This is a genomic window from Bacillus sp. JJ1764, from assembly GCF_036962145.1.
Lineage (GTDB): Bacteria > Bacillota > Bacilli > Bacillales > Cytobacillaceae > Neobacillus.
Genome location: NZ_JBALNY010000040.1, coordinates 20,336 through 42,168 on the forward strand (window position 1 = coordinate 20,336; position 21,833 = coordinate 42,168).

The 21,833-nt window shown below is 39.8% G+C and carries 21 protein-coding genes; 13 read left to right on the forward strand and 8 right to left on the reverse strand.

Translation table 11 applies throughout. The features are described from left to right. Positions 1 to 108: 108 nt before the first annotated feature. The 7 genes from V7083_RS06590 to V7083_RS06620 all read left to right on the forward strand — a co-directional run bounded on the left by V7083_RS06590 (position 109) and on the right by V7083_RS06620 (position 10,246). The gene (locus V7083_RS06590) at positions 109 to 1,386 is read left to right on the forward strand and encodes an ABC transporter substrate-binding protein (RefSeq protein ID WP_335476585.1); all 1,278 of its coding nucleotides are present in this window, start codon (positions 109 to 111) and stop codon (positions 1,384 to 1,386) included. A 22-nt stretch (positions 1,387 to 1,408) separates the two neighbouring features. Further along, a complete protein-coding gene (locus tag V7083_RS06595) occupies positions 1,409 to 2,353 on the forward strand; it encodes a carbohydrate ABC transporter permease (RefSeq protein WP_335476586.1) in 945 nt (314 codons plus the stop codon). Positions 2,354 to 2,388: 35 nt separating this feature from the next. Continuing rightward, positions 2,389 to 3,219, forward strand: a complete 831-nt coding sequence (locus V7083_RS06600) for a carbohydrate ABC transporter permease (RefSeq protein WP_335476587.1) — start codon at positions 2,389 to 2,391, stop codon at positions 3,217 to 3,219. A gap of 152 nt (positions 3,220 to 3,371) precedes the next feature. After that, positions 3,372 to 4,562, forward strand: a complete 1,191-nt coding sequence (locus V7083_RS06605) for an MFS transporter (RefSeq protein ID WP_335476588.1) — start codon at positions 3,372 to 3,374, stop codon at positions 4,560 to 4,562. 18 nt (positions 4,563 to 4,580) lie between these two features. Further along, positions 4,581 to 6,272, forward strand: coding sequence for an amylo-alpha-1,6-glucosidase (locus V7083_RS06610; protein WP_335476589.1), 1,692 nt, complete (start codon positions 4,581 to 4,583; stop codon positions 6,270 to 6,272). A 20-nt stretch (positions 6,273 to 6,292) separates the two neighbouring features. Further along, a complete protein-coding gene (gene ebgA, locus V7083_RS06615; RefSeq protein WP_335476590.1) occupies positions 6,293 to 9,349 on the forward strand; it encodes a beta-galactosidase subunit alpha in 3,057 nt (1,018 codons plus the stop codon). Between the two features lie 189 nt (positions 9,350 to 9,538). After that, entirely contained in the window at positions 9,539 to 10,246 is a 708-nt protein-coding gene (locus V7083_RS06620) for an MOSC domain-containing protein (protein WP_335476591.1), read from the forward strand. A 146-nt stretch (positions 10,247 to 10,392) separates the two neighbouring features. Here the strand turns inward: V7083_RS06620 and V7083_RS06625 are convergent, their stop codons facing one another. The 4 genes from V7083_RS06625 to V7083_RS06640 all read right to left on the reverse strand — a co-directional run bounded on the left by V7083_RS06625 (position 10,393) and on the right by V7083_RS06640 (position 12,402). Further along, on the reverse strand, positions 10,393 to 11,481 hold the full coding sequence (locus tag V7083_RS06625) for a DUF1648 domain-containing protein (RefSeq protein WP_335476592.1): 1,089 nt from the start codon (positions 11,479 to 11,481) through the stop codon (positions 10,393 to 10,395). A 6-nt stretch (positions 11,482 to 11,487) separates the two neighbouring features. Beyond that, complete coding sequence (locus V7083_RS06630) at positions 11,488 to 11,874, reverse strand: GntR family transcriptional regulator (protein WP_335476593.1); 387 nt, start codon at positions 11,872 to 11,874, stop codon at positions 11,488 to 11,490. A 154-nt stretch (positions 11,875 to 12,028) separates the two neighbouring features. Next, positions 12,029 to 12,157: a hypothetical protein gene (locus V7083_RS06635; protein WP_335476594.1), complete on the reverse strand. Its 129-nt coding sequence runs from the start codon at positions 12,155 to 12,157 to the stop codon at positions 12,029 to 12,031. Then, positions 12,154 to 12,402, reverse strand: coding sequence for a hypothetical protein (locus tag V7083_RS06640; RefSeq protein WP_335476595.1), 249 nt, complete (start codon positions 12,400 to 12,402; stop codon positions 12,154 to 12,156). Before V7083_RS06640 ends, V7083_RS06635 begins: the two co-directional genes overlap by 4 nt. 127 nt (positions 12,403 to 12,529) lie before the next feature. Here V7083_RS06640 and V7083_RS06645 point away from each other — a divergent pair, with 127 nt between their 5' ends. After that, the gene (locus V7083_RS06645; protein WP_335476596.1) at positions 12,530 to 12,847 is read left to right on the forward strand and encodes a hypothetical protein; all 318 of its coding nucleotides are present in this window, start codon (positions 12,530 to 12,532) and stop codon (positions 12,845 to 12,847) included. A gap of 38 nt (positions 12,848 to 12,885) precedes the next feature. Here V7083_RS06645 and V7083_RS06650 read toward each other — a convergent pair whose 3' ends face one another. Beyond that, a complete protein-coding gene (locus tag V7083_RS06650; protein WP_335476597.1) occupies positions 12,886 to 13,503 on the reverse strand; it encodes an NUDIX hydrolase in 618 nt (205 codons plus the stop codon). 347 nt (positions 13,504 to 13,850) lie between these two features. Between V7083_RS06650 and V7083_RS06655 the strand changes: the two genes are divergently transcribed. From V7083_RS06655 to V7083_RS06675, 5 genes are all read left to right on the forward strand, one after another. After that, the gene (locus V7083_RS06655; protein WP_335476598.1) at positions 13,851 to 15,092 is read left to right on the forward strand and encodes an MFS transporter; all 1,242 of its coding nucleotides are present in this window, start codon (positions 13,851 to 13,853) and stop codon (positions 15,090 to 15,092) included. 11 nt (positions 15,093 to 15,103) lie between these two features. Then, positions 15,104 to 15,610 (forward strand): GNAT family N-acetyltransferase, encoded by a 507-nt coding sequence (locus tag V7083_RS06660; RefSeq protein WP_335476599.1) that lies wholly within the window; start codon positions 15,104 to 15,106, stop codon positions 15,608 to 15,610. A gap of 134 nt (positions 15,611 to 15,744) precedes the next feature. Then, entirely contained in the window at positions 15,745 to 16,197 is a 453-nt protein-coding gene (locus V7083_RS06665; protein WP_335476600.1) for a DUF2269 family protein, read from the forward strand. A 335-nt stretch (positions 16,198 to 16,532) separates the two neighbouring features. Further along, the gene (locus tag V7083_RS06670; protein WP_335476601.1) at positions 16,533 to 17,783 is read left to right on the forward strand and encodes a cation:dicarboxylate symporter family transporter; all 1,251 of its coding nucleotides are present in this window, start codon (positions 16,533 to 16,535) and stop codon (positions 17,781 to 17,783) included. A gap of 340 nt (positions 17,784 to 18,123) precedes the next feature. Continuing rightward, on the forward strand, positions 18,124 to 18,534 hold the full coding sequence (locus tag V7083_RS06675) for a hypothetical protein (RefSeq protein ID WP_335476602.1): 411 nt from the start codon (positions 18,124 to 18,126) through the stop codon (positions 18,532 to 18,534). 302 nt (positions 18,535 to 18,836) lie between these two features. Here V7083_RS06675 and kynB read toward each other — a convergent pair whose 3' ends face one another. From kynB to V7083_RS06690, 3 genes are read right to left on the reverse strand one after another with little or no spacing between them, the layout of a single operon-like run. Further along, the gene (gene kynB, locus V7083_RS06680; RefSeq protein ID WP_335476603.1) at positions 18,837 to 19,469 is read right to left on the reverse strand and encodes an arylformamidase; all 633 of its coding nucleotides are present in this window, start codon (positions 19,467 to 19,469) and stop codon (positions 18,837 to 18,839) included. A 43-nt stretch (positions 19,470 to 19,512) separates the two neighbouring features. Beyond that, the gene (kynA, locus tag V7083_RS06685) at positions 19,513 to 20,370 is read right to left on the reverse strand and encodes a tryptophan 2,3-dioxygenase (RefSeq protein ID WP_335476604.1); all 858 of its coding nucleotides are present in this window, start codon (positions 20,368 to 20,370) and stop codon (positions 19,513 to 19,515) included. Positions 20,371 to 20,399: 29 nt separating this feature from the next. Further along, entirely contained in the window at positions 20,400 to 21,812 is a 1,413-nt protein-coding gene (locus tag V7083_RS06690; protein WP_335476605.1) for an amino acid permease, read from the reverse strand. Between the last annotated feature and the right edge of the window lie 21 nt (positions 21,813 to 21,833).

Here is a 21,833-nt window from a genome sequence, read left to right on the forward strand (position 1 = left end):
AAAACATTATTACGAAAAAGTGAAGATGAATTTATGTGTGAGACCGCTTTCGTTAAAGATACAATGAAAGCGGTTAAATTTTTATATTCATTGAGGGGGAAAGACTAAATGAAGAAAGTCAGCATCATGGCAATGATTGTTTTGCTGGTAAGCATGTTTTCCTTGACAGCCTGTTCGAAATCCAGCTCCGGAGAAAATTCTTCTGGATCAAAAAGTGACAATCAGGGCGGCAAGGGAAATACAACACTGAGATTTGCGACGTGGGATACTGGTGAGGCGTTAAAGATCCAACAACAAATCGCTAAAAAATTTGAAGAAAAAAATCGTGGTGTGAAAGTCCAAGTAGAGCCGTACGGTGATGGATTTGACCAAAAGCTTGCTGCTTCGTTTGGAGCAAAAAATCCCCCGGATGTCATGTATATGTGGAATTTTCCTGCGTATTATGATTCCCTTGAACCACTGGATAAGTATTTAGAAGGTGATTCTGAATTGGATTTAAACGATTTTTATCAGGGATTATTCAATTATTCAAGCATGGACGGCAAAACTTATGGAATGCCAGCAGGTTTTACTACCAGAGTGGTGTACTATAATAAGGATTTATTTGACAAGGCCAATATTCCTTATCCAAAGGACGGCTGGACGTGGGATGAGTTCAAACAAATTGCCAAGAAATTATCTGACCCGGCCAAAAAGCAATATGGTTTTGGAGTCGTGCCGGAACCGGATACGTATGATCTCCAAGGACTTGTGTGGAGTAATGGGGGCAGTTTCATCAGTAAGGATGGAAAGAAGATCAAAGATGTTATGAACAGTCCGGAGACTGTACAGGCAGTCAGTGTCTTAAGTGAGCTTTTAAAACATAAAAGTGCGGTACTTGTTGGCGGGAAAAACCAACAAAGCGGCGATGATATTTTTAAAGCCGGAAAAATTGCCATGTGGGAAAGCGGCATCTGGCCATTGCAAGGATTCAAGGAAGCAAAAATCAATTTTGGAACGGTTGAGGTTCCATCCTTTGAAGGTAAGCCTTCAAAAGGTGTGATTGCTGCATCTGCGATTTCTATTGCAAAGGATTCAAAAAACAAGAACCTAGCTTATAAATTTGTGAAATTCTACTCTTCTCCGGAAGCAATTAAGATGCGTACAGCAGATTTACCAGTAAGAATCAGTGTTGTAAAAGAAATGAATATGGAACAAGATCCGATGATTAGTCCTTTTTATAAAATGTTGGAACGCTCAACAGATACACCTGCATTCCTTTTAAATAAAAATTGGAAGGATATCAATCGTAACCTGTCATCTGCCATCAATGCCATCATGCTGGGGCAGGATGCGAAGACGTTATTGAACCAAGCAGTAAAAGACTCTGAGAAATACGTTAAGTAAGAAATACAATGGGGTGTTTATTATGAAATTGCTAACTTCCTCGTCAACACCGCATTTAGAGCTAGATCCAAAAAAGAAGTTTAAGTGGGACAAAATTGTCCCCTTTCTTTTTATTGCCCCATGGGTATTTGGGTTTCTAGCCTTTACATTGGGACCGTTGCTCTATTCGCTTTTTATCAGTTTTTTTGATTGGCCCATTGTTGGCAAGGCGACGTTTATCGGACTAGGAAATTATAAAACTATGTTCACGGAAGATCCATTGTTTTGGAAATCACTATGGGTGACTGCGAAATTTGCCTTGTTATTTGTTCCATTAAATCTGATTATTGCTTTATTTTTAGCCATACTATTGAATCAAAATGTGAAAGGCCATTCTTTTTTCAGGACCTTTTTCTATCTGCCTTCTGTCATTTCGGGTGTTGCTCTTGCGATGATTTGGGCTTGGGTTTTTAACGGTGAATACGGCATCCTAAACTATTTTCTTTCATTATTCGGAATAAAAGGACCTGATTGGCTCAATCATACTAGCTGGGCGTTGGTTGCTATGGTCATTGCCAGCCTTTGGGGACAAGGGCAAATGATGTTAATCTTTCTGACCGGCCTTAAAGCCATTCCCAAAGAACTATATGAGGCTGCTTCCATCGATGGTGCAAATAAATTCACCCAGTTTTTCAAAATTACCATGCCCATGTTGACACCAACTATCTTGTTTAATCTAATCACTACGATTATTTCTGCTTTTCAGCAGTTAACCCTGGCTCTAGTTTTAACAGGCGGGGGCCCGCTTAAGTCTACGTATTTCTATGCAATGTATGAGTATGAAAATGCTTTTAAGTACTTTAAAATGGGCTATTCCTCTGCTAACGCATGGTTTATGTTTGTGATTGTTTTGGGGTTGACCATGCTAGTATTTAAATCCTCGTCTGCATGGGTTTATTACGAAGGAGAAGTGAAGAAGAAAAAATAGATTTCATGAGTCTCAGAATATGAGGGGTTATTACTATGAAAAAGAAAAGCAGGATTGAAAAAGCTTTTGTATATATTCTCTTAATTTTTGTATCTTTGTTATTTTTGGCACCGTTATTTTGGATGGTCACGACATCGTTAAAAGGGCCGGAAGAGCTTTATCAGTTCCCTCCCAAATGGATACCAGCCAAATTTCATTTTGAAAATTTTAAAGAGGCCTGGCTATCTCAGCCCTTTACGCAGTTTTTAACCAATTCACTCACGGTAACGATCATGGCAACACTGGGCCAGATTGTTTCCTCTTCCTTGGTGGCCTATGGATTTGCCAGATTTCAATTTAAAGGAAGGGATTTTCTGTTCATTTTGCTTCTTGCCACGATGATGATTCCCTGGGAAGTAACAATGATTCCTTTATATATGGAATTTAATTGGCTTGGTTGGCTGAATACGTTAAAACCGTTGATTGTACCTGCATGGTTTGGCGCTCCTTTCTTTATTTTCCTTCTTCGTCAGTTTATCATGGGGATTCCGAAGGAGCTTGATGAAGCAGCGAAGATCGATGGAGCAAACTCCTTTCAAATTTTTTATAAAATTTATCTGCCTTTAATGAAACCTGCCTTAATTCTTGTTGGTGTATTCAGCTTTTTAAATTGCTGGAATGATTATTTAGGCCCGTTGGTTTTCTTGAATGATCAAAGCAAATATACACTGACTCTTGGTTTGGCTCAGTTTAGGGGAATGTTCGGCGTCAATATGGAAGGGATTATGGCAATTACATTCTTGATCAGTATTCCTCCATTGATCATTTTCTTTGCAGCCCAGCGATATATTATGGAGGATGTTTCGAAATCAGGAATAAAAGGATAGCCATTTTAATAGAGAACTGAGGACTGGTCAGAGGGGGATTCCTGTCTGGCCAGAACCTTTTTGTTGTACGCATTTTTATGAAGAGAGGTTAGAAGCATACCATGATCCAGTCATTGCAATCTCTATCCCTGTCATCAGGAGTTAAACGTTTTTTGGCCACAGAATCATTGTACGGGCTGAGCATTGGCATGTTTAATTTACTATTAAACTTACATTTAATTGAATTGGGAATTTCAGAAAGGCAAATTGGACTGATCACTTCCATCGGAATATTGGTTATGGGCTTGTTTGCCATTCCTGTAAGCATCCTAGCGAAAAAAACAGGCAGAAAAAAACTGCTCATCATCGGAATTGGTTGTATTGCAGTTGGATGCAGTGTGTTTGCATTTTCAAAAAGTTTTGCCCTATTTTTGACCGCACAGTTTATCGTTTCACTTGGTCTGACCCTTGTGGAAACTACGGAAATCCAGCTTTTGTTTTATTACTGCAGGTCTATAAAGGAAGAGACACAAGCCTACAGTTTTATGTTTGCAGTTTTTACTGCTTTTACAGGAGTGGGAACATTAATGGCTGGGTTATTGCCAGATTGGATTGATTTGACAGCAAGAGGTTATCGAAACACTTTGCTAGTGGCCGCATTCGTTTTCATCGTCCTTGCCGTGGTTAGGGCTGCGCTGCTTCCAAAGGAGCAACTGGGGAATTCCTTGCCAAGAGTGCAAAAAAACCTATTCATAAGGATCCCTCACCCATTACGAAAAAAGTTAATATGGTTTTCCTTGTTTGCTTTTGTAACTGGCGGTGCTGCAGCCTGTTTGCAGCCTTACCTGAATTTATTTGCCAAGTTTCGCTATGATTTCTCGAATGAAATCGTATCAATCATTTTAGCTTTGAATGGCTTGGCCCTTTTTATTGGTTCCGTTATTTCACCATTTCTGATTGAACGAATGGGATTGAAAAAAACGTTTTTCCTCATATACTCCGTGAACATGGTCTTATGTGGTTTGCTTTTTTTAAACGTACAGCCATTTTTCTTCTCTGTATTATTAGTAATCCGAGGCGGTTTTTTTACCATACTGACAAATTTGGCCGACAGCCTCTCGATGTCTTCTTTTAAAGATGAAGAGCGTGATTTGTATGCGGGAATGAGAGCCGTGTTTCGCAGTATAGGTTCGGCTATGGCGGCATTTGCTATTGGAGGGATTCTAGCTGACAGAAACTATACTCTGCCCTTTTTCATTTCCGGTTTGCTCCTGTTACTAGGGTATCTGTACTTTGTTATCGTTATTGCTCCAAAACTTGATGATTCAAATCAGGAAGTGCATAAAGCGATCAATGAAATATAACGAAAGGAAAATGTGGTTATGTTGGATATAAAAAAGGTTCCCTTCAGTCGTTATGGCTCTTTTATTACCATTTCGCAGAATCATCATGAAACAGGAGATGATTCACTCTACATTCGCAATATCCGAAATGGAGACAATGATTTTGGTGCTGTCTTTCGGATTGAACTAATAAAGGACAGCGGAACGGTGCCTTATACAGCCGGTTTAACCCCAAGTGTACTCCGCCTAAATGCGGAATTCGGATTTGCAGAATTCTGTATTACGGAAAGAAAAGTTCTGCAAATCAAAAGCAAGGGTGTCGGAGTCCGGCTAATTGGGATAACCGGCGTTTACGATTATGCAGTAAAAGTGGAGCAGAACAGATGGGAGGTCAACCACTCCTCTCAGGAAATCCGTTATTTGCTGACAACGATTACTGGAAATATGACAGTGGAAGCCCCCTTTAAAGAACAGCGTTGTGAAAAGATTGTGGTGGATTTTCTCCCAGATTCCAGCGTATCGGAAATGGAGTGTGCCATTGAAGAGTTTACGACCATTTATGCACACCGTTCATATTTGCTATTTTCTGAGGGACAAAACAGGGTACAAGCTGAATTTGATTATTGGTATGCCAATACGCTTGAAATGCCAGAAAGATATCGAGATGGAAGACTGTTAGCCTCATATATTACGTGGTCATGTGTGGTCCCGCCTGAAGGAATGCTGACAAGGCCAGCCATGTATATGTCTAAGAATTGGATGACCAACATTTGGAGTTGGGATCATTGCTTTAATGCAATAGCCTTGGCAAAAAAATCACCTGAACTGGCTTGGGATCAGTTTTTGATCTTTTTTGATTTACAGGATGTATCAGGTGTCCTGCCTGATTTTGTAAATAACCGTTATGCTCTTTGGAATTTTACCAAACCCCCGATCCATGGCTGGACACTAAGAAAATTGATGGAAAAAACCGATCATGTAACTTTGGAGAAATTACAGGAAGTCTACGAACCGCTTGTCAAATGGACCAACTGGTGGATTCAGTTTCAAGATACGGACTGTGATGGAATTCCCCAATATAATCACGGCAATGATAGCGGCTGGGATAACAGTACGATCTTCCATAAAGGAACACCTGTGGAGAGTCCGGATCTTACATCCTTTTTAGTCATCCAAATGGATGTACTAGCAGATGTGGCGGAAAAGCTTAATAAAGATGTGGAGGCAGCAAGATGGCGGCAACGTTCACAAGAAATGTTAACCAGAATGATCAGTCATTTTTGGAAAGGGAATCGATTTATTGCCTTAAAGTCTGGAACGCATGAGCCGATCCATTCCAACAGCCTTGTTGTATATATGCCACTTATTCTAGGTAAAAGGCTTCCGGATGAAATCGTAAACCAACTTGTAATGGATATAAAATACAAAGGTTTTCTTACAGAACATGGATTGGCGACAGAGTTACCTTCCAGCCCTTATTATCGGAACGACGGATATTGGCGAGGGCCAATTTGGGCTCCAACAACAATGCTGCTGGTGGACGGCCTCCTTTCAGCCGGTGAGAGGGAATTGGCATTGGACATTGCCGAGAGATTTTGTGAGATGGCCACAAATGCGGGTATGGCAGAGAATTTTGATGCCATGACAGGTGAATCATTGCGTGATCCGGCATTTACTTGGACATCGAGTGTATTCCTAATGCTCGGAGATTTATTGAAGGAAGCTTTTTAGCGAAAAGATGAGGTGACAAAATGAAAAAATTAAAGCGATGGGAAGATATCCATACAGATGGAATCAACCGAATGGCTGCAAGGGCGCATTTTTTCAGTTATCCAACTAGAGAAGCAGCGGAGACAAGGGATGCTGAAAAAAGTAAATATTATCAAAATCTGAACGGGACATGGAAGTTTTTATTTCTTGAAGCTCCTGAATATTCTCCCGAAGGGTTTTACCAGAATGAATTCGATACAGGGCATTGGTATGACATTATCGTCCCCGGAAACTGGCAGCTTCAGGGGTATGGAAAAATGCATTATTCCGATCTTTGGTACAATTTTCCGATTATTCCCCCACATGTTCCAACGGATAATCCAACCGGGATTTATCGAAGGGAATTCGAACTGGAACGGGAAATGTCTGCAGAGCAATTGATCCTGCGCTTTAACGGGATAGATTCAGCCTTTGAAGTATATGTGAATGGTGAATTTGCGGGGTATAGCAAAGGAGCGCGCCTTCAAGCTGAATTCGATGTGACCCGGTTCTGCTATCAAGGAACCAACACTTTAACGGTTAGAGTATTTCAGTGGTCAGATGGTACGTATTTAGAGGATCAGGATATGTGGTGGCTGAGCGGGATCTTCCGTGATGTCGAGCTTTATACAAGACCTAAACAGGGGCTTTATGATTTAACGGTTCAAACGGTGTTTGAACAAACTTGGCTGGATGCTTTGCTAACAGTAAAACCCGTAATGACTGAACACTCTGATCAGACCATTATATATGAATTGTTAGCTCCTGATGGGAGGCTGATTTTTTGTGAGGAACAATGTGCAACGAAATTATTTTACAAAACAGTGACTGAACCAAAGAGATGGAGTGCAGAAACTCCACACTTATACGACCTTTACCTCACAGTGAAAAAGGATGGTCAGGTCATTGAAGTAGTTCATCAAAAGGTAGGTTTTCGCACAATCTTATTAAACGGGGATCAATTCCTTGTAAACGGGGTGGCTATTAAGTTAAAAGGTGTCAACCGGCATGACTTTAATCCAAAGACAGGGAGGGTCGTGACAAAGGAAGAGATTGAACGGGACATTAGGACCATGAAACAACATAATATTAATGCAATCAGGACTGCCCATTATCCTAATGCCTATTATTTTTACGATTTATGTGATCAATATGGAATGTATGTAATTGATGAAGCGGATTTGGAATGTCACGGCTTTGAGTTAACAGGGAATTACAATTGGATCAGCAATGATCATGCTTGGGAAGAGGCCTATGTATCCCGACTTGAACGAATGATTGCCAGGGATAAAAACCATCCTTGCATCATTATGTGGTCACTTGGGAATGAATCTTCCTTTGGTGATAATTTCCGATCCATGGCTAAACGGGCTAAGGAAATGGATCCGACCCGTCTTGTCCATTATGAAGGGGACAGCGAAGCGGAAGTAACCGATGTTTATAGTACCATGTATACCTGGCTAGAGGAGCGTAAGGATCGGCTTACCATGGAAAAGATTATTGAAAAATCAACAAAGCCGCATATTCTCTGTGAATACGCTCATGCCATGGGAAATGGCCCTGGCAATTTAAAAGAATACCAAGATTTATTTTACAAGTATGATAAACTGCAAGGCGGATTCATTTGGGAATGGTTTGACCATGGGATCGAGGCAATGACCGAGGATGGTAAAATTTATTATCAGTATGGCGGCGATTTTGGTGACGATCCAACGAATGGGAATTTTTGCATTGATGGCCTTGTGATGCCGGATGGTACTCCATCTCCGAGTTTATTAGAGTATAAAAAGGTAATAGAGCCGGTACAAACGGAAGCGGTGGATCTTGAGAAAGGAGAATTTCGCCTAAACAATCGCTATGATTTTCTTTCTTTGGATCATTTGAAGTTAACATGCTCTTTATTTGAAGATCATCAGCTGTTGGAAGCACAGGATATAGAAATACCAAAGCTGGAGGGGCGACAATCGAACGAAATCGAAGTTCTCCTTGGAAAAAATGTGAAAAAGAAAAGTGGAGCCAATTATTATTTAGTGTTTTCTTATCAGTTAAAGGAAGAGACGATGTGGGCTTCAAAAGGTCATGAATTGGCAAATGCTACTTTTATGCTTCCTGGAAAAGAAAAGACCTACAGGGTGCATGCGGAAGCGGAACTTAAGGTCAAAAAAGAGGGAACGGTCCTAACCGTTTCTGGTTCCGATTTTACAGTCACCTTTGATACAGTTAAAGGAGTGTTAAAGGAAGTAATCAAAAACGGTGGTGTGATCATTGAGAATGGCCCAAGATTTCATTTCTGGAGAGCGCCAATTGATAATGACATGTATCTTTTAAATGACTATCGGACCAAATATTTCATGCATTTAGGACATGAGATTGTGGAAGACATTCACTATGAATTGAAGGAATCTGTCTTCGAGTTGAGCACAAGTGCCCTTTACGGAACCACGAACAGCTCTTGGTATTACAGGCTTCAGTATCTTTACAGGATTTATCCGGACGGTGATATTGTATTCAGAATTAATGGGACAGCTGCCGGCCTAAAGCAAAATGCCCCGGAAATGATACCAAGGCTTGGTGTCCGACTTCAGCTAAATAACCAATTTAATCAAGTACAATGGAGAGGTCGCGGCCCTGGCGAAAGCTATCCAGATTCGCAGCAAGCCAACCACCTGGGAGTATACACTAGCAAGATTGAAGAATTGTTCACCCATTATGTGAAACCTCAGGAGAATGGCAATCGTTCCGATTGTGACTGGGTCAGCCTTACGGACCATAACTCGACCGGGCTAATATTTGTTGCTGAAAATTCATTGAACTTCAGCGCATCATACTACGAAGTGAGCGACCTCGAGGCAGCTAAACATACGATCGACCTGAAACCGCGTGACTACATCGTGCTCAATCTTGACTACAAACAAAACGGGCTCGGCAGCAACTCCTGCGGCCAAAACCAACTCAAAAAATACCGCTGCACCTTTGAAGACTTTTCCTTAGCCTTCCGCATCACAGCCTTCAACACCATAGCAACCACCGCTGTTGATCTTGGCAGGGAACAGTTCTAATAATGGATTGGTGACAGGCACCGTTCATGGACAATTGTCCGCCTCAGGAGGACAATTAGTTGCTTAGAATAGGTATCTTCCTTCAGGGAAGGTGCCTATTTTTGTAATTTTGCAGGAATTATTCATTGGAGGTTGAATATGTTTTCGATAAACTGTAGTTATGAGGGTTAGGTTGAGAGGAGAAGTAAAATGGAGATATTATTGAAGCAGTTGCTTGTTGGTCTTCCTAAAACAGTTGGGAATAAAGAAGCCGTTAGTCCGATGGATCGGGAATGGACGAGTGCCATTTTTAAGGAGGCTGTTCATGGTCGGGTGTGGGTCGGAAAGACAGGTTTAAACGGGGATGGGGTGGCGGATACAGAACATCATGGAGGGCCAGAAAAAGCCGTATTCGCCTATCCTGTCGGAAACTACACTTATTGGCAAACTGAATTAGGGAATCCAGAGATAACAATTGGTAGCATGGGAGAAAACTTCGCTATGGAGGGGGCTACTGAAGATACGGTTGCGTTGGGAGATACTTTTCAAATCGGTGAGGCCATTGTCCAGGTATCTCAGCCAAGACAGCCATGCTGGAAGCCTGCCCGCCGCTTTCGAGAGAAAACCTTTGCATTGTTATTACAAAATACCGGCAGAACAGGCTGGTATTATCGGGTCCTGAAAGAGGGTTTTGTAGAGGCAGGGCAGACCTTCACGAGACTTGAGCGCCCGTACCCACACTGGACGATCAAAAAATGTAATGAAATAATTCACTCAAGAACACCGGATTTTCAGGCAATACAGGAATTGGCAAAATGTGAACTCCTATCTCCGGGCATGAAAGAGACATTGAATAAACGAATCGAAAAACAAAGCATTCCGGATATTAGCAACAGGGTATTTGGACCTAATGAGTAGGTAAATACAACAGCTGTTTAAAAATCCCCATGTGAAAGGCCACATGGGGATTTTTCGAGTTTTACGTATTTCTTTTTAAAAGGAGATGTGAGCTTTTGTTGAAAAAAATAATGATGACTGCATTCCTTTTTCTTTCATGCGCTAACTCAACCTAAAAACCACTGCAGGCCTACGATTATTAAAATAATGCCAATTGTAATAACCCATGAGATTGGGTGAGCCCAGTTATTAGTCCATCCTATTCCAAAACGTTTTTCCAAGAAAATCGCAGGATCATTTTTATTAAAATAAAACATCCCCAGTTTCCAGAAACGATCATCATCCCGGTCAATCAATTTGCCGCCAGCGGCTTTTCCAATGCGGCTGCCGCCTTGACCGGTGGTAATAGATAGAATAATAGATGCAGCGCAGACACCAATCACAAAAACAAGCGGTGCAATTAATAAAACCTGATGGCTGATTGGATAAATGAAAGATAACGGTTGTAGCGTGAGCATCAAGACCAAACCAGTACCCATTATAATCGTGAACAGTGACCAACGTTTTCGAAAAATAATATTTTGGCGAAGGGACTCCTCAGGATTCTCCGCTGATACCTGCTGTTTGGCCTTCGAGATAATGGTATTAATAAACAAAAACAGCATGGTCATATAGATTTGAATAATGGGTATTAACAATACGGAACGATACGATTTATCAGCCCAGCGGGTTACTTCCCCATTAAAATCGTACTGCATCGGAAATCGTTCAGGAATATCCTGATAGTGAAATAAAACGATAGCCAATGTAAAAATGGATAGAGTAAACGGGATTAACATCCATAAATTGGAATAAGTTAGCTTTTGATTCCGAAATTTAGTATCAACCACGATTAACTGTGATTTACCAACCCAATCTTTATGGGTATTTTTTACATCCTGCATTTTTTTATGAAAAAATAGATAAACCCCAAAGCTTGCGGCGATATATCCAAAAATCAGAATGGGAAAAACGATGCTGATAAAATGCTCACTATGCCCGCTTGATACAACATAAAAGATGACTGTAAACAGCAAGGCAAGGATCCCGTTGATCCAAGCGTATTTTTTTCTCATATTTCGAATGTCGGTAGAATAAAAGGCATCCTCAGGAATAGAAATGCCAAAGCTCTCCGTCTTTCTAGTCCAATACGGTATAAAAATGAACGGTATGAAAACTGGAACCAACATAATAAATAAAAAAATGGTCGAATTCATCCTACATCAACCTTTCTTTGAAAACTCTTGGTATAGCTGTTGGCAAAGCTGCAAAAAATCTTGCTCCTGAGCTTCTCGGCAAACCGCTTCGGCAATTAAAGGATGGAGCTTGGTTTTTAACTCGGACCAGTAAGACTCGTCTGCCTTGGGAATCCCATCAGGATTGACGACAACGCCTTTTTGCCGGTGGATTAGTATATATCCCTCTTGTTTCAGTTGTTGGTACGCTTTATTGACGGTATGAAGATTAATCCCGAGGTCGGCTGCCAAAGTTCTTACTGAAGGTAGTGCTTCACCGGAGACCAGTTCTTTTTTTGCAATCCCAGCAATAATCTGATACTTTAACTGCGTGTAAATGGGTTCTTCCGATTCCAGGTTGAGAGTGATATACATTCGTTTCACACTCCTTTATATTCCATCTGTTATATTTATAGTATAACAGATATTACAAATATTCAATTATGAAATTAGGAATTTTTGTGAATAATGGCTAGGGTTGGGGAGATTTGAAAGCGGCTTTTCTTTCATTAAAAAAGAAGATGACCCCTTATAATCGGTCATCTTCCCAAGCTCTATCAGTATCTTGAATATTTGCCTGATTTTTCAAAGTTTGCTCTGCTTGACTCTGTTTAATCGTATTTTTTTGCGGTTTTGAATTCTTATTTTGATTAGTCATTGTGCATCCTCCTGCTCAAAAAATCCTAAAGCATATTTAACAGCTTCATGGATATCTGTTGTTTCATAGGCCAACAGGTCCTCGTGGGTAATGTGCATTTTAACATTTTCAAGATCATAGCCGCTGTCTAAATCAATGTTTAGCAGAACCTCATAACCATCGGCATTTACATTTGTATCAATGATATTGAAGGTCCGAATTGCAGTCCCGGTTTCATATTCAAATGGTTCTAAAAAATCCGCCATAAAAGTACCTCCATCGCTCTAATAGGTTCGACCCATAGTTTAACCTTAAAGGCTGCCATTATTCGTGAACGGTAAGTGATTATGGTATGATGGAATTAAAAGTAAAATGAAAGAAGTGCGAAGAAAAATGAATGAAGTAAAGGTAAGGGGTTTAACATTTAAAGATATCAATGTTTCAGAAGTTAGCGGATATAGTGGGACGGATCTTTTATTTACTTTTCAAGGTAAACGATATGTTTTTATGGTAGCTAATACAAATCCGCCGATGCCGCTCAATATTTTACATCGTTTTGCAGAGCAAGGAACGTGCCCATTATGTCACCGAATGATCTATCCTTATCCGACAGGGCAACAACCATGCTTAGAACTGAAAAAGATGGACTACCTACTTTTAGATGCTTTTCAAAAACATTTATCTAGAAATGTCATACCTTTTAAAAAATAAAACACCAGTCAGAAATATGCGACTGGTGTTTCGTTTTTTTAATCAAAATATACAGGTGTTTCAGGATTTTTTATATACCGAAAAGCCATTTTTATTTGGGAGTCTGTATTTCTGCCAACTGACAGTTCTGGTAGTTCGGACTCGGCAAAAAATTGAACATCGGACGTTTCCAGCCCCTGTTCAGCCTGTCCGCCGACAATCTCACATTGGATGAAAATTTTATAAATATGGTAGGCGGAAGGAGGATGCGGGTGACATTTCATATCCATGACCGCAAGCAATTTTTTTGCTCGTACAACGAATCCTGCTTCTTCTTTTACTTCTTTCACCGCTACTTCAGCAGGGGTTTGTCCAATATCGGCCCAGCCGCCGGGAAGTGACCACTTCCCATCCATTTTTTCGCGAACCATTAGAATTTTATCATCTTTAAAAACGACTGCCCTAATATCCACTTTCGGAGTGGCATAGCCTGTTTCGTTGGCAAATAGGTTTTTAATCGTGGAATGTGCCAGTTCTGTATAGTGGGCCATTATATCAATACTTATGTTTCTGATCATTTCGAACCTTTCTAAATCGTAGACATCTTTGGAATACGTTAGCCCTGCCTGTGAGATGGACTGCAGCTGCTTTGCCCACTCTAGCCATTTTGGTTCCATTAAAATCACCTCCAGCTTGTCTGACATACTAATATTACCATATGTATATAACAATTTTTGCCACGTTGTATACCTATTACTTTTGAAAAAAATTCCCACAAAATAACATTTTTTTCTTGAAACACACTTTCATTTCAAGTATGATAAAAAATACGAAATAAGGAAGGGTGACCATTAAGCCAATGATCTACTAATCCATTTTAGAAGCAGTTCGTATAAACACGACTATATTTCTGAATAGGATTAGTGCGGGCTTTTTTATATAAAATCGAGGGGACTTTAACGAAATTGGTCTCTTTGTGCCTGTATTGCCTCCTATTCAGAGTGATGAATAAGGAGGTTTTTTTATGGAAGCAACAAACTCTAACATGTCGGCAGGAGCATTGTTAAAAAATCGTGTGATTCAAACGATTCTTCTTTCAACGTTATTTTTGCAAATTGGCATTTGGGTTCGGAACTATTCGATTCTCTTATTTGTGGTAGAGAAAACCCATTCTGACCCAGTAGCGGTATCACTGATTTCGGTGGCTGAGTTTGCTCCGATTTTCCTATTTTCCTTTATCGGAGGAACATTTGCAGATCGATGGAGGCCGAAAAAAACGATGATATGGTGTGATTTCCTTAGTGCGGTTTCGATTTTTATCGTACTCATCGCACTTGTGTTCGGAAGCTGGAAAGTTATTTTCTTTGCGACACTTGTGTCATCCATTCTCTCACAATTTTCACAGCCATCAGGAATGAAACTATTTAAATTGCATGTTCCTGAAGAACTGATTCAAATGGGTATGTCCATTTACCAGACGCTTTTTGCGCTGTTTATGATTTTAGGTCCAGTACTAGGTACTTTTGTTTATCAGCATTACGGCATTGATGCGGCCATTGCCATAATGGGTGTGGCTTTCCTGTTATCCGCTGGGATTTTATTTTTACTACCAGCAGATTTTGAGGAGGAGAAAAAAGCGGAACCAACTACTCTTATTGAAGAAATGAAGGCAGGCTTTAGCTATGTTTGGAATAGCCGTTCACTGACATTGTTGGGAGGCAGTTTTGCTGCAGCGGGTCTGGCACTGGGATTAACTCAACCGCTAGCAGTATTCCTTGTTACGGAACAGCTGGGATTACCGAAGGAACAGCTCCAATGGTTGATGGCGGCATTTGGAATCGGGATGATTTTAGGTGGAGGTTTAACGGTGGGCTTTTCGAAAAAGACTCCTCCGCAAATCCTGCTTGCTTTAGGGATGACAATCAATGCAATTGGACTCTTAGTAATGGGGATGTCTGATCTGTTCTGGCTGACCTTAACGGCTGAATTTATTAGTGGTTTATTCATGCCATGCATCCATATTGGCATTAATACGATGATTTTAAAAAATACCGAAGCAGCCTTCATCGGCCGTGTGAACGGGATTTTGAATCCGGTTTTTATGGGAACGATGGTCATTACCATGACGGCTAGCGGCTGGCTAAAGAAAACTTTTTCCTTAATGACGATTTATGAAACATCCGCCTTATTATTTATTGTCGGGGTTTTATGTTTGGCTCCACTTTTTAAGGGTACAACTGCAGTGAAAAAAAGTGAAGAGATATAGGGGGAGTAGGTGTGGAGATCAGATTGCTGGACTCTTCAGATGCTGAAGTTTATTGGAAAATTAGACTAGAAGCTTTGCAACAAAACCCCGAAGCGTTTATGGTCAGCTATGAAGAAGCATTAAAAAGGGAAAAACCGATCGAACAGACTTCTCACCAGTTAGCTGCTGAAGAGAATTTTACTTTTGGTGCATTTGATGAAGGCAATCTGATAGGGGTGGTAACCTTACTGCTTGAAAAACAAAGTAAAATTCAGCATCGCGCCAATATTTTTGCCATGTACGTCACTCCTAAAAAACGAGGTATGGGTGTTGGAAAGGCGCTCCTTACAGAAGCCATCAACAAAGCAAAAACCATTAATAGAATTGAAAAAATAAACCTATCTGTCACGGCTGGTAATGAAAAAGCCAAGAATCTATATAGCAGTCTGGGATTTAAAGTGTATGGCATGGAGGAAAATGCAATTAAAGTCAATGGAACGTACTTCGGTGATGAGCATATGGATCTTCATTTAAAATAAAGTTAACCCGGCATACTCCTTCGGTGTGCCGGGTTATTTTTTTTATAAACTACATTGAAGATGTATCAAAGCTAATTATAGTAATGAAGATTATGGTAAAATAGTGTTGGTATTGAATAGAGGAGGCTGCTAGTATGACATTCTACAAAATCCTAGTTATCATCCATATATTTTCTGCCATCATTGGGATGGGGCCGGGGTTTATTTTAACAACGGTTGTAAAATCAGGAAAAACGATGACCGAATTAAGGCATTCCTATGCCGTTAGACATAAGCTGCATATCTATGTCATGATTGGTGGAACCTTGCTGCTTGTTACTGGTTTGCTTCTGGGGGTTATGAATCCAAGCTTATTTAAGATGGGATGGTATCTTACAAGTCTTGTGCTGTTCTTGGTGGCGCTTGCTTCTGGACCGTTATTGTTATCACCAAGATCAAGACCTGTTAAAGCTTTGCTGCAATCCCATAAAGGTGAAGAAATTCCTGAAGAATATTGGAGATTATCGAAAATTCTCTTCCGCTATGAAAACCTTGCCAATGTCATTTTTATCATTATCATTTTTCTAATGATCACGAAGCCATTTTAAAAGTGTAAAACCAGTAGGTTTTGCACTTATTTTCTGTTCAGAAATGAAAACTGAAAGGGTATCAATTTACTAGGGTGGTTGAATGGAAGGAAGATGCTTCTTTATTTTATATAATATTTTGTTTAACAATATTCAGAATATTTATTATTTTAATAAAATATTTAAAGCTATAATAATGGAATAAAATTTCTATTGTATTATGATGGAATAAAAATTAAAATTATAGTAGAAATCTAAATAGTTTGTGAGAAAAGTAACAGACTATTATTCGAATTATGTGTTAAAATAAATCAATTTATTATCTTTTTTATACTAAAGAAACAAGGAGAATGCGAATGAAAAGAATTAGTTTAGCATGGCAAATCTTTATTGGATTGGCACTAGGTATTGTGGTAGGGGGTATATTTTATGGTAATCCGCATGTAGCTGATTATCTGCAGCCTATCGGCAATATCTTTATCCGTCTAATTAAGATGATTGTAGTGCCAATAGTTGTCTCTAGTATTATTGTTGGTGTTGCCGGTGTAGGGGATATAAAATCTCTTGGTAAACTGGGCGGTAAAACGCTCCTTTATTTTGAAACTATTACTACTATTGCTATATTAGTAGGGTTGCTAACTGCAAACATTTTCCATCCTGGGACAGGAGTGGACCGCTCTGCTTTAACAAAAACAGATATTAATACCTATGTTGAGACTGCGAAAACAACAGAAAGCCACTCGATGGTTGATACATTTGTTAATATTGTTCCAACCAACATCATCCAGTCACTGGCAAATGGGGATATGTTAGCCATTATTTTCTTCTCCGTCATGTTCGGGCTAGGAATTGCAGCGATTGGTGAAAGAGGAACGCCGCTTCTTAACTTCTTTAAAGGGATTTCAGAGGCAATGTTCTATGTCGTCAACCAAGTCATGAAGGTTGCTCCTCTTGGCGTTTTCGCATTAATTGGAGTAACGGTATCAAAGTTTGGTCTTTCTTCATTAATTCCGTTAGGAAAACTGGTAATTGTTGTATATGGTGCTATGGCCTTCTTTATTCTGGTTGTTATGGGGTTAACAGCTAAACTGGTTGGTTATAACATCTTCAAGCTTTTAAAATATTTAAAAGACGAATTATTATTAGGGTATTCTACTGCTAGCTCAGAAACAGTTCTTCCAAGAATCATGGAAAAAATGGAGAAAATCGGCTGTCCAAAGTCGGTTACTTCCTTTGTCATTCCTACAGGGTATTCTTTCAACCTTGACGGATCAACGTTATATCAGGCCATTGCCGCATTATTCATTGCTCAAATGTACGGCATTCATATGAGCATCACGCATCAAATTACATTGGTACTGGTATTAATGGTAACTTCCAAGGGAATTGCCGGGGTACCGGGTGTATCCTTTGTTGTATTGCTTGCTACATTAGGAAGTGTCGGTATTCCTGTCGAAGGCCTTGCATTCATTGCAGGTATCGACCGAATCCTTGATATGGCTCGTACTTGCGTAAATATCGTAGGTAACTCACTTGCTGCCATCGTCATCTCAAGATGGGAAGGCTACAAGCTTGACGACGCTGAGGTAGAAGAAATAGCAGCATAATTATAAGGTCTTCTTACTGGAATAAAAATCGATAAGCAAGTTTTGGAAGACCAAGATCAATGAGACAAGGAAAAACACCCCCCTGAATCCTATTTGGGTTCTTAGGAGGGTGTTTTTCTATGAGTACAAGAGTACATAACGCATTAAAGCTAAAGTTGTTTAAACGGTGAAGTTTTTTATTAATTTAAGGAAACTTAAATCTTATGATTGTTATTATAGTTTATGCTCAATTTAAACAATTTTTCATCAAATATTGATTTCTAATATTATCCAATCATAAACCTATTTTGTTTAACTTAAAATAATAGCTGTCGCCACAAAAACAAAGGGGGAAACGGTTTTGAAATGGCATAAGCGGATTTTATCAATGATTCAGGAACGTCAAGATAAGAAAGTAGCATTAGCAGTCGATACTTCTAGCAGTGAAGCACCTGCTATTCTTATTAATAATATTGTAAAACTTTTTGAAACGGTAAAACCAGATACGATTTTGGTTCAAGCTGACTTTAAAATAAGAAGTATCACTCCGGTTAAAAGCGATACAATCAAATATTTTAGCCACGGAAAATCATCGTATACACTCGTGCTTGAATGGGCAAAAGAAGAAAATATTGACACACTGTTTTATATTACGGATGTGACAGGCTTTTTCTCGGAAGATATGGAAAAAGTTGACTTTGATATGTTTTGGCTGGTTCCTGGTCAATTTTTACCAAGAGTTCCATTTGGTAAAGCTATTAAAGTGGCGTAGTAAGCAAGGCCACGGTAAATTGTGAGGGCTTTTTCAGCCCAAGAGTCATTCATTGAAACGTACACCTTTATGAGGGAAAATAGGTATTAATAGTTTTCCTGAAAGGGTGAAACGTATGAATTTTTTATTTTGGTTTTTAAAAATAGGCTTTTTGGCCGTGCTCATATTCTTTGGGAATGCCATGTTAGACAAGATTGGCTCTTGGTCTTTGCCACTTTGTATTGTTTTGTTTATAGTAGGAAATTGGCTGATAAATAAGATGATGGAACATTACAGTAGTAAAAAAAGGCTTTAACATTGTGTTAAAGCCTCTTAATCTTTCTAATTGCTGCCCTAACTGGACTTCCATCTGCCTCTTTTAATGCCAATGGAAGGGCTGCTAATTCATAATTTCCTGGTTCTATATGATCTAAAACCAATCCTTCTAATATGTGGATCCCATGTTTTGTGAGCTCGTGATGAGCTAAGAGTTCTTTGCTGTCCAAAGCGTCAACCGAGGGCAAATCGAGTCCGAGCAGACGGACACCTCTAACGGCTAAATAGGCGGCCAGTTCCGGTTCAATAGGGGGAATAGAAGCTGGGAAATGAATCCGGTCTTTCCATGCATCTGTTCGGATCAACAGTCGAGTGACACCGTCCAAATGGAAATCTGCCAAAGTGTTGACCCCAATGCTCGTCACATTTTCCAAATGTATAATCAATGCTTCTCCAATGTATAAATTTAAGTCAAGATCAATGACTTTTTTACCGTAATTATCAAAATGAAAAGGAGCGTCAATATGGGTTCCGGTATGAACACTCATCGTAATTTCGCCTACATTGACTGACCCGCTTTCTTCCTTACTCCAGCTCACCTTGTAACTGAAAGGGGTATCTCCCGGCCAAACGGGGATTCCATTGGCAAGAGGTTGTGAAACATCAATCCATTTACTCATATTTTTGCCTCCTCAACTCCGCTATCTTTTTGTTTATAGTGTATTATAGCTTGGTTCGGAGACTCAACAATTCAGGGAAAAATTGTTGATCAACTACCTTTTTTAAATAGTTGACGCCGGATGACCCGCCTGTTCCTTTCTTATAGCCAATAATTCTTTCCACTGTTGTCATGTGATTAAAACGCCATAATTGCTGTTGATTGCCGATGTCTACCAGCTTTTCAGCAAGCTCATAAAGATCCCAGTATTGATCGGTATTCCGGTAAACAGTCAGCCACGCTTCTTCAACGCTTGTCTTTGGTTCGTAGTTTTGAGACCAATCCCGTTTCAGAACATTTTCTTCGATTGGTAATCCATGTGCTTTAAGCGCCATGATGGCCGCATCATAAATACTGGGTGCTTCAAGGGATTTAACCATCGTTTCATATAATTCTGGCTGGTGCTGATAAACAGCTAAAGTATGGACATTTTTTTGTCCTAGTGCAAACTCTATTTGACGATTTTGGTAGGACTGAAACCCGGAGGAATGTCCCAGCTTATCGCGAAATTGCATGTAATCAGCTGGAGTTAATGTAGTAAGTACGCTCCAGGATTGAATTAACTGCTGCTGAATTCTCGAGACACGTGACAGCATTTTGAAGGATGGCTCCAGATCGTTTTTAAGAATACACTGAATGGCTTCATTTAATTCATGTAAAATCAGCTTCATCCATAATTCGCTTGTTTGGTGGATGATGATAAAGAGCATCTCGTCATGATGTTGGGATAGACGATGTTGGCTTGATAAAATTTGATCCAGGTGAAGGTAATCACCATATGACATTTCTTTTTGAAAATTGGTTTGGATTTCCTTCTCCAGACTCCCCTTCATTTGCCGCTTTGTACTGTCAAGGTTGTTCATTATTAATCATCCCTTTCTTCCAATCCTCTTTATTTAACTTGCTGATTTAATGATTCTGGTACATTAGTTTTTTTATTCCTTGTAAAGAAATAAATGATAGATAAAAAGATGAGCCATGGGATACCGAATTGAAGTAATATTTTAAAATCCGTAAACCAAGTTGTAATCATAAGGGCTGCTAAGAGAATGGCCCCCAACACGGTTAAATAGGGGAAACCAATCATTTTTACCGGCAGATTACGGCCACCATTTTTCTCCCAGGCTTTTCTAAAATACAAATGAGAGATGAAAACCATGAACCAGGTGAAAATCGCTCCAAACATGGAGATTCCCATCATAAAAGCATAGGAGGTATTAGGGAAGATGGCACTGACCGCTGCCGCCACCATGATTCCAATAGTAGAAACACCAAGAGCAGTAAGCGGGACTCCTTTTTTGTTTACTTTTCCAAGAAAGGCAGGAGCAAATTTAGCTTGTGATAGGGAAAACATCATTCTTGTGGATGCATAAAGTTGACTATTCATTGCCGATAATGCCGCTGTTAAAATGATAAAATTCATAATTCCGGAAGCACCCGGGATATTTAAAATTTCCATTACTTTTACAAATGGACTTTTATCGATTCCTGCTGATTTCCATGGAACAATCATTAACATAATAGCAAGTGTGATGACATAGAAGGTGGATAGACGGAAGACAGTTGCCTTTAAAGCTTTTGGAACGGCAACATCCGGATCCTTTGCCTCGCCGGCTGTAACAGCTATTAATTCTGTCCCTAAAAAGCTGAATAAAGAAATAAAAACCGCAATCCATACACCTGACCAGCCATGTGGAAGGAATCCTCCGGTATTTACTAGGTTTTCCGGGCCAATATTTGCCACGGAGGAAGAACCAAACACAACATAGAGTCCCAACAGGATAAAACCAATTATGGCACTGATTTTTATCATGGAGAACCAATATTCAAAGGTAGCAAAGGTGTTAACACTTGTAGCATTTACATAAATTAGAACCCCACCAAACAGCAAGATCCAAATCATTCCTGGAACGGTTGGGAACCAATAATGCATATAAACAGCAATGGCACTTACTTCAACTCCGACCGCCAATACATTTGCGATCCAGTAAGAATATCGGACAAGATAACCGGCCATCGGACCCATATACTTTTCCGCAATAAATCCAAAAGCTCCCGTAGAGGGATGGGCAACTGTCATTTCTGCTAAACATCCCATTAATAATAAGACAATGAAAGCACCAATAGCATAACTGATTAATACCCCAGGTCCGGCCGTACTAATGGCCAATCCACTTCCTAGAAACAGTCCTGTTCCAATGGCGCACCCCATGGCAATCATGGTGAGCTGCCTAGTAGTTAAATCGCGCTTTAGCTCTTTCTCAGAATCGTGGCCATTTTTTATTTGTGTAGGTTTGTTCTCCATATATAGCCTCCTTAAGGTTTC

Excerpts from the sequence above, each read along its gene's own strand:
- V7083_RS06590 (WP_335476585.1), top strand. The coding sequence starts at position 109 with ATGAAGAAAGTCAGCATCATGGCAATGATTGTTTTGCTGGTAAGCATG.
- V7083_RS06595 (WP_335476586.1), top strand. The coding sequence starts at position 1,409 with ATGAAATTGCTAACTTCCTCGTCAACACCGCATTTAGAGCTAGATCCA.
- V7083_RS06600 (WP_335476587.1), top strand. The coding sequence starts at position 2,389 with ATGAAAAAGAAAAGCAGGATTGAAAAAGCTTTTGTATATATTCTCTTA.
- V7083_RS06610 (WP_335476589.1), top strand. The coding sequence starts at position 4,581 with ATGTTGGATATAAAAAAGGTTCCCTTCAGTCGTTATGGCTCTTTTATT.
- ebgA (WP_335476590.1), top strand. The coding sequence starts at position 6,293 with ATGAAAAAATTAAAGCGATGGGAAGATATCCATACAGATGGAATCAAC.
- V7083_RS06620 (WP_335476591.1), top strand. The coding sequence starts at position 9,539 with ATGGAGATATTATTGAAGCAGTTGCTTGTTGGTCTTCCTAAAACAGTT.
- V7083_RS06625 (WP_335476592.1), bottom strand. The coding sequence starts at position 11,481 with ATGAATTCGACCATTTTTTTATTTATTATGTTGGTTCCAGTTTTCATA.
- V7083_RS06630 (WP_335476593.1), bottom strand. The coding sequence starts at position 11,874 with ATGTATATCACTCTCAACCTGGAATCGGAAGAACCCATTTACACGCAG.
- V7083_RS06635 (WP_335476594.1), bottom strand. The coding sequence starts at position 12,157 with ATGACTAATCAAAATAAGAATTCAAAACCGCAAAAAAATACGATTAAA.
- V7083_RS06640 (WP_335476595.1), bottom strand. The coding sequence starts at position 12,402 with ATGGCGGATTTTTTAGAACCATTTGAATATGAAACCGGGACTGCAATT.
- V7083_RS06645 (WP_335476596.1), top strand. The coding sequence starts at position 12,530 with ATGAATGAAGTAAAGGTAAGGGGTTTAACATTTAAAGATATCAATGTT.
- V7083_RS06650 (WP_335476597.1), bottom strand. The coding sequence starts at position 13,503 with ATGGAACCAAAATGGCTAGAGTGGGCAAAGCAGCTGCAGTCCATCTCA.
- V7083_RS06655 (WP_335476598.1), top strand. The coding sequence starts at position 13,851 with ATGGAAGCAACAAACTCTAACATGTCGGCAGGAGCATTGTTAAAAAAT.
- V7083_RS06665 (WP_335476600.1), top strand. The coding sequence starts at position 15,745 with ATGACATTCTACAAAATCCTAGTTATCATCCATATATTTTCTGCCATC.
- V7083_RS06670 (WP_335476601.1), top strand. The coding sequence starts at position 16,533 with ATGAAAAGAATTAGTTTAGCATGGCAAATCTTTATTGGATTGGCACTA.
- kynB (WP_335476603.1), bottom strand. The coding sequence starts at position 19,469 with ATGAGTAAATGGATTGATGTTTCACAACCTCTTGCCAATGGAATCCCC.
- kynA (WP_335476604.1), bottom strand. The coding sequence starts at position 20,370 with ATGAACAACCTTGACAGTACAAAGCGGCAAATGAAGGGGAGTCTGGAG.
- V7083_RS06690 (WP_335476605.1), bottom strand. The coding sequence starts at position 21,812 with ATGGAGAACAAACCTACACAAATAAAAAATGGCCACGATTCTGAGAAA.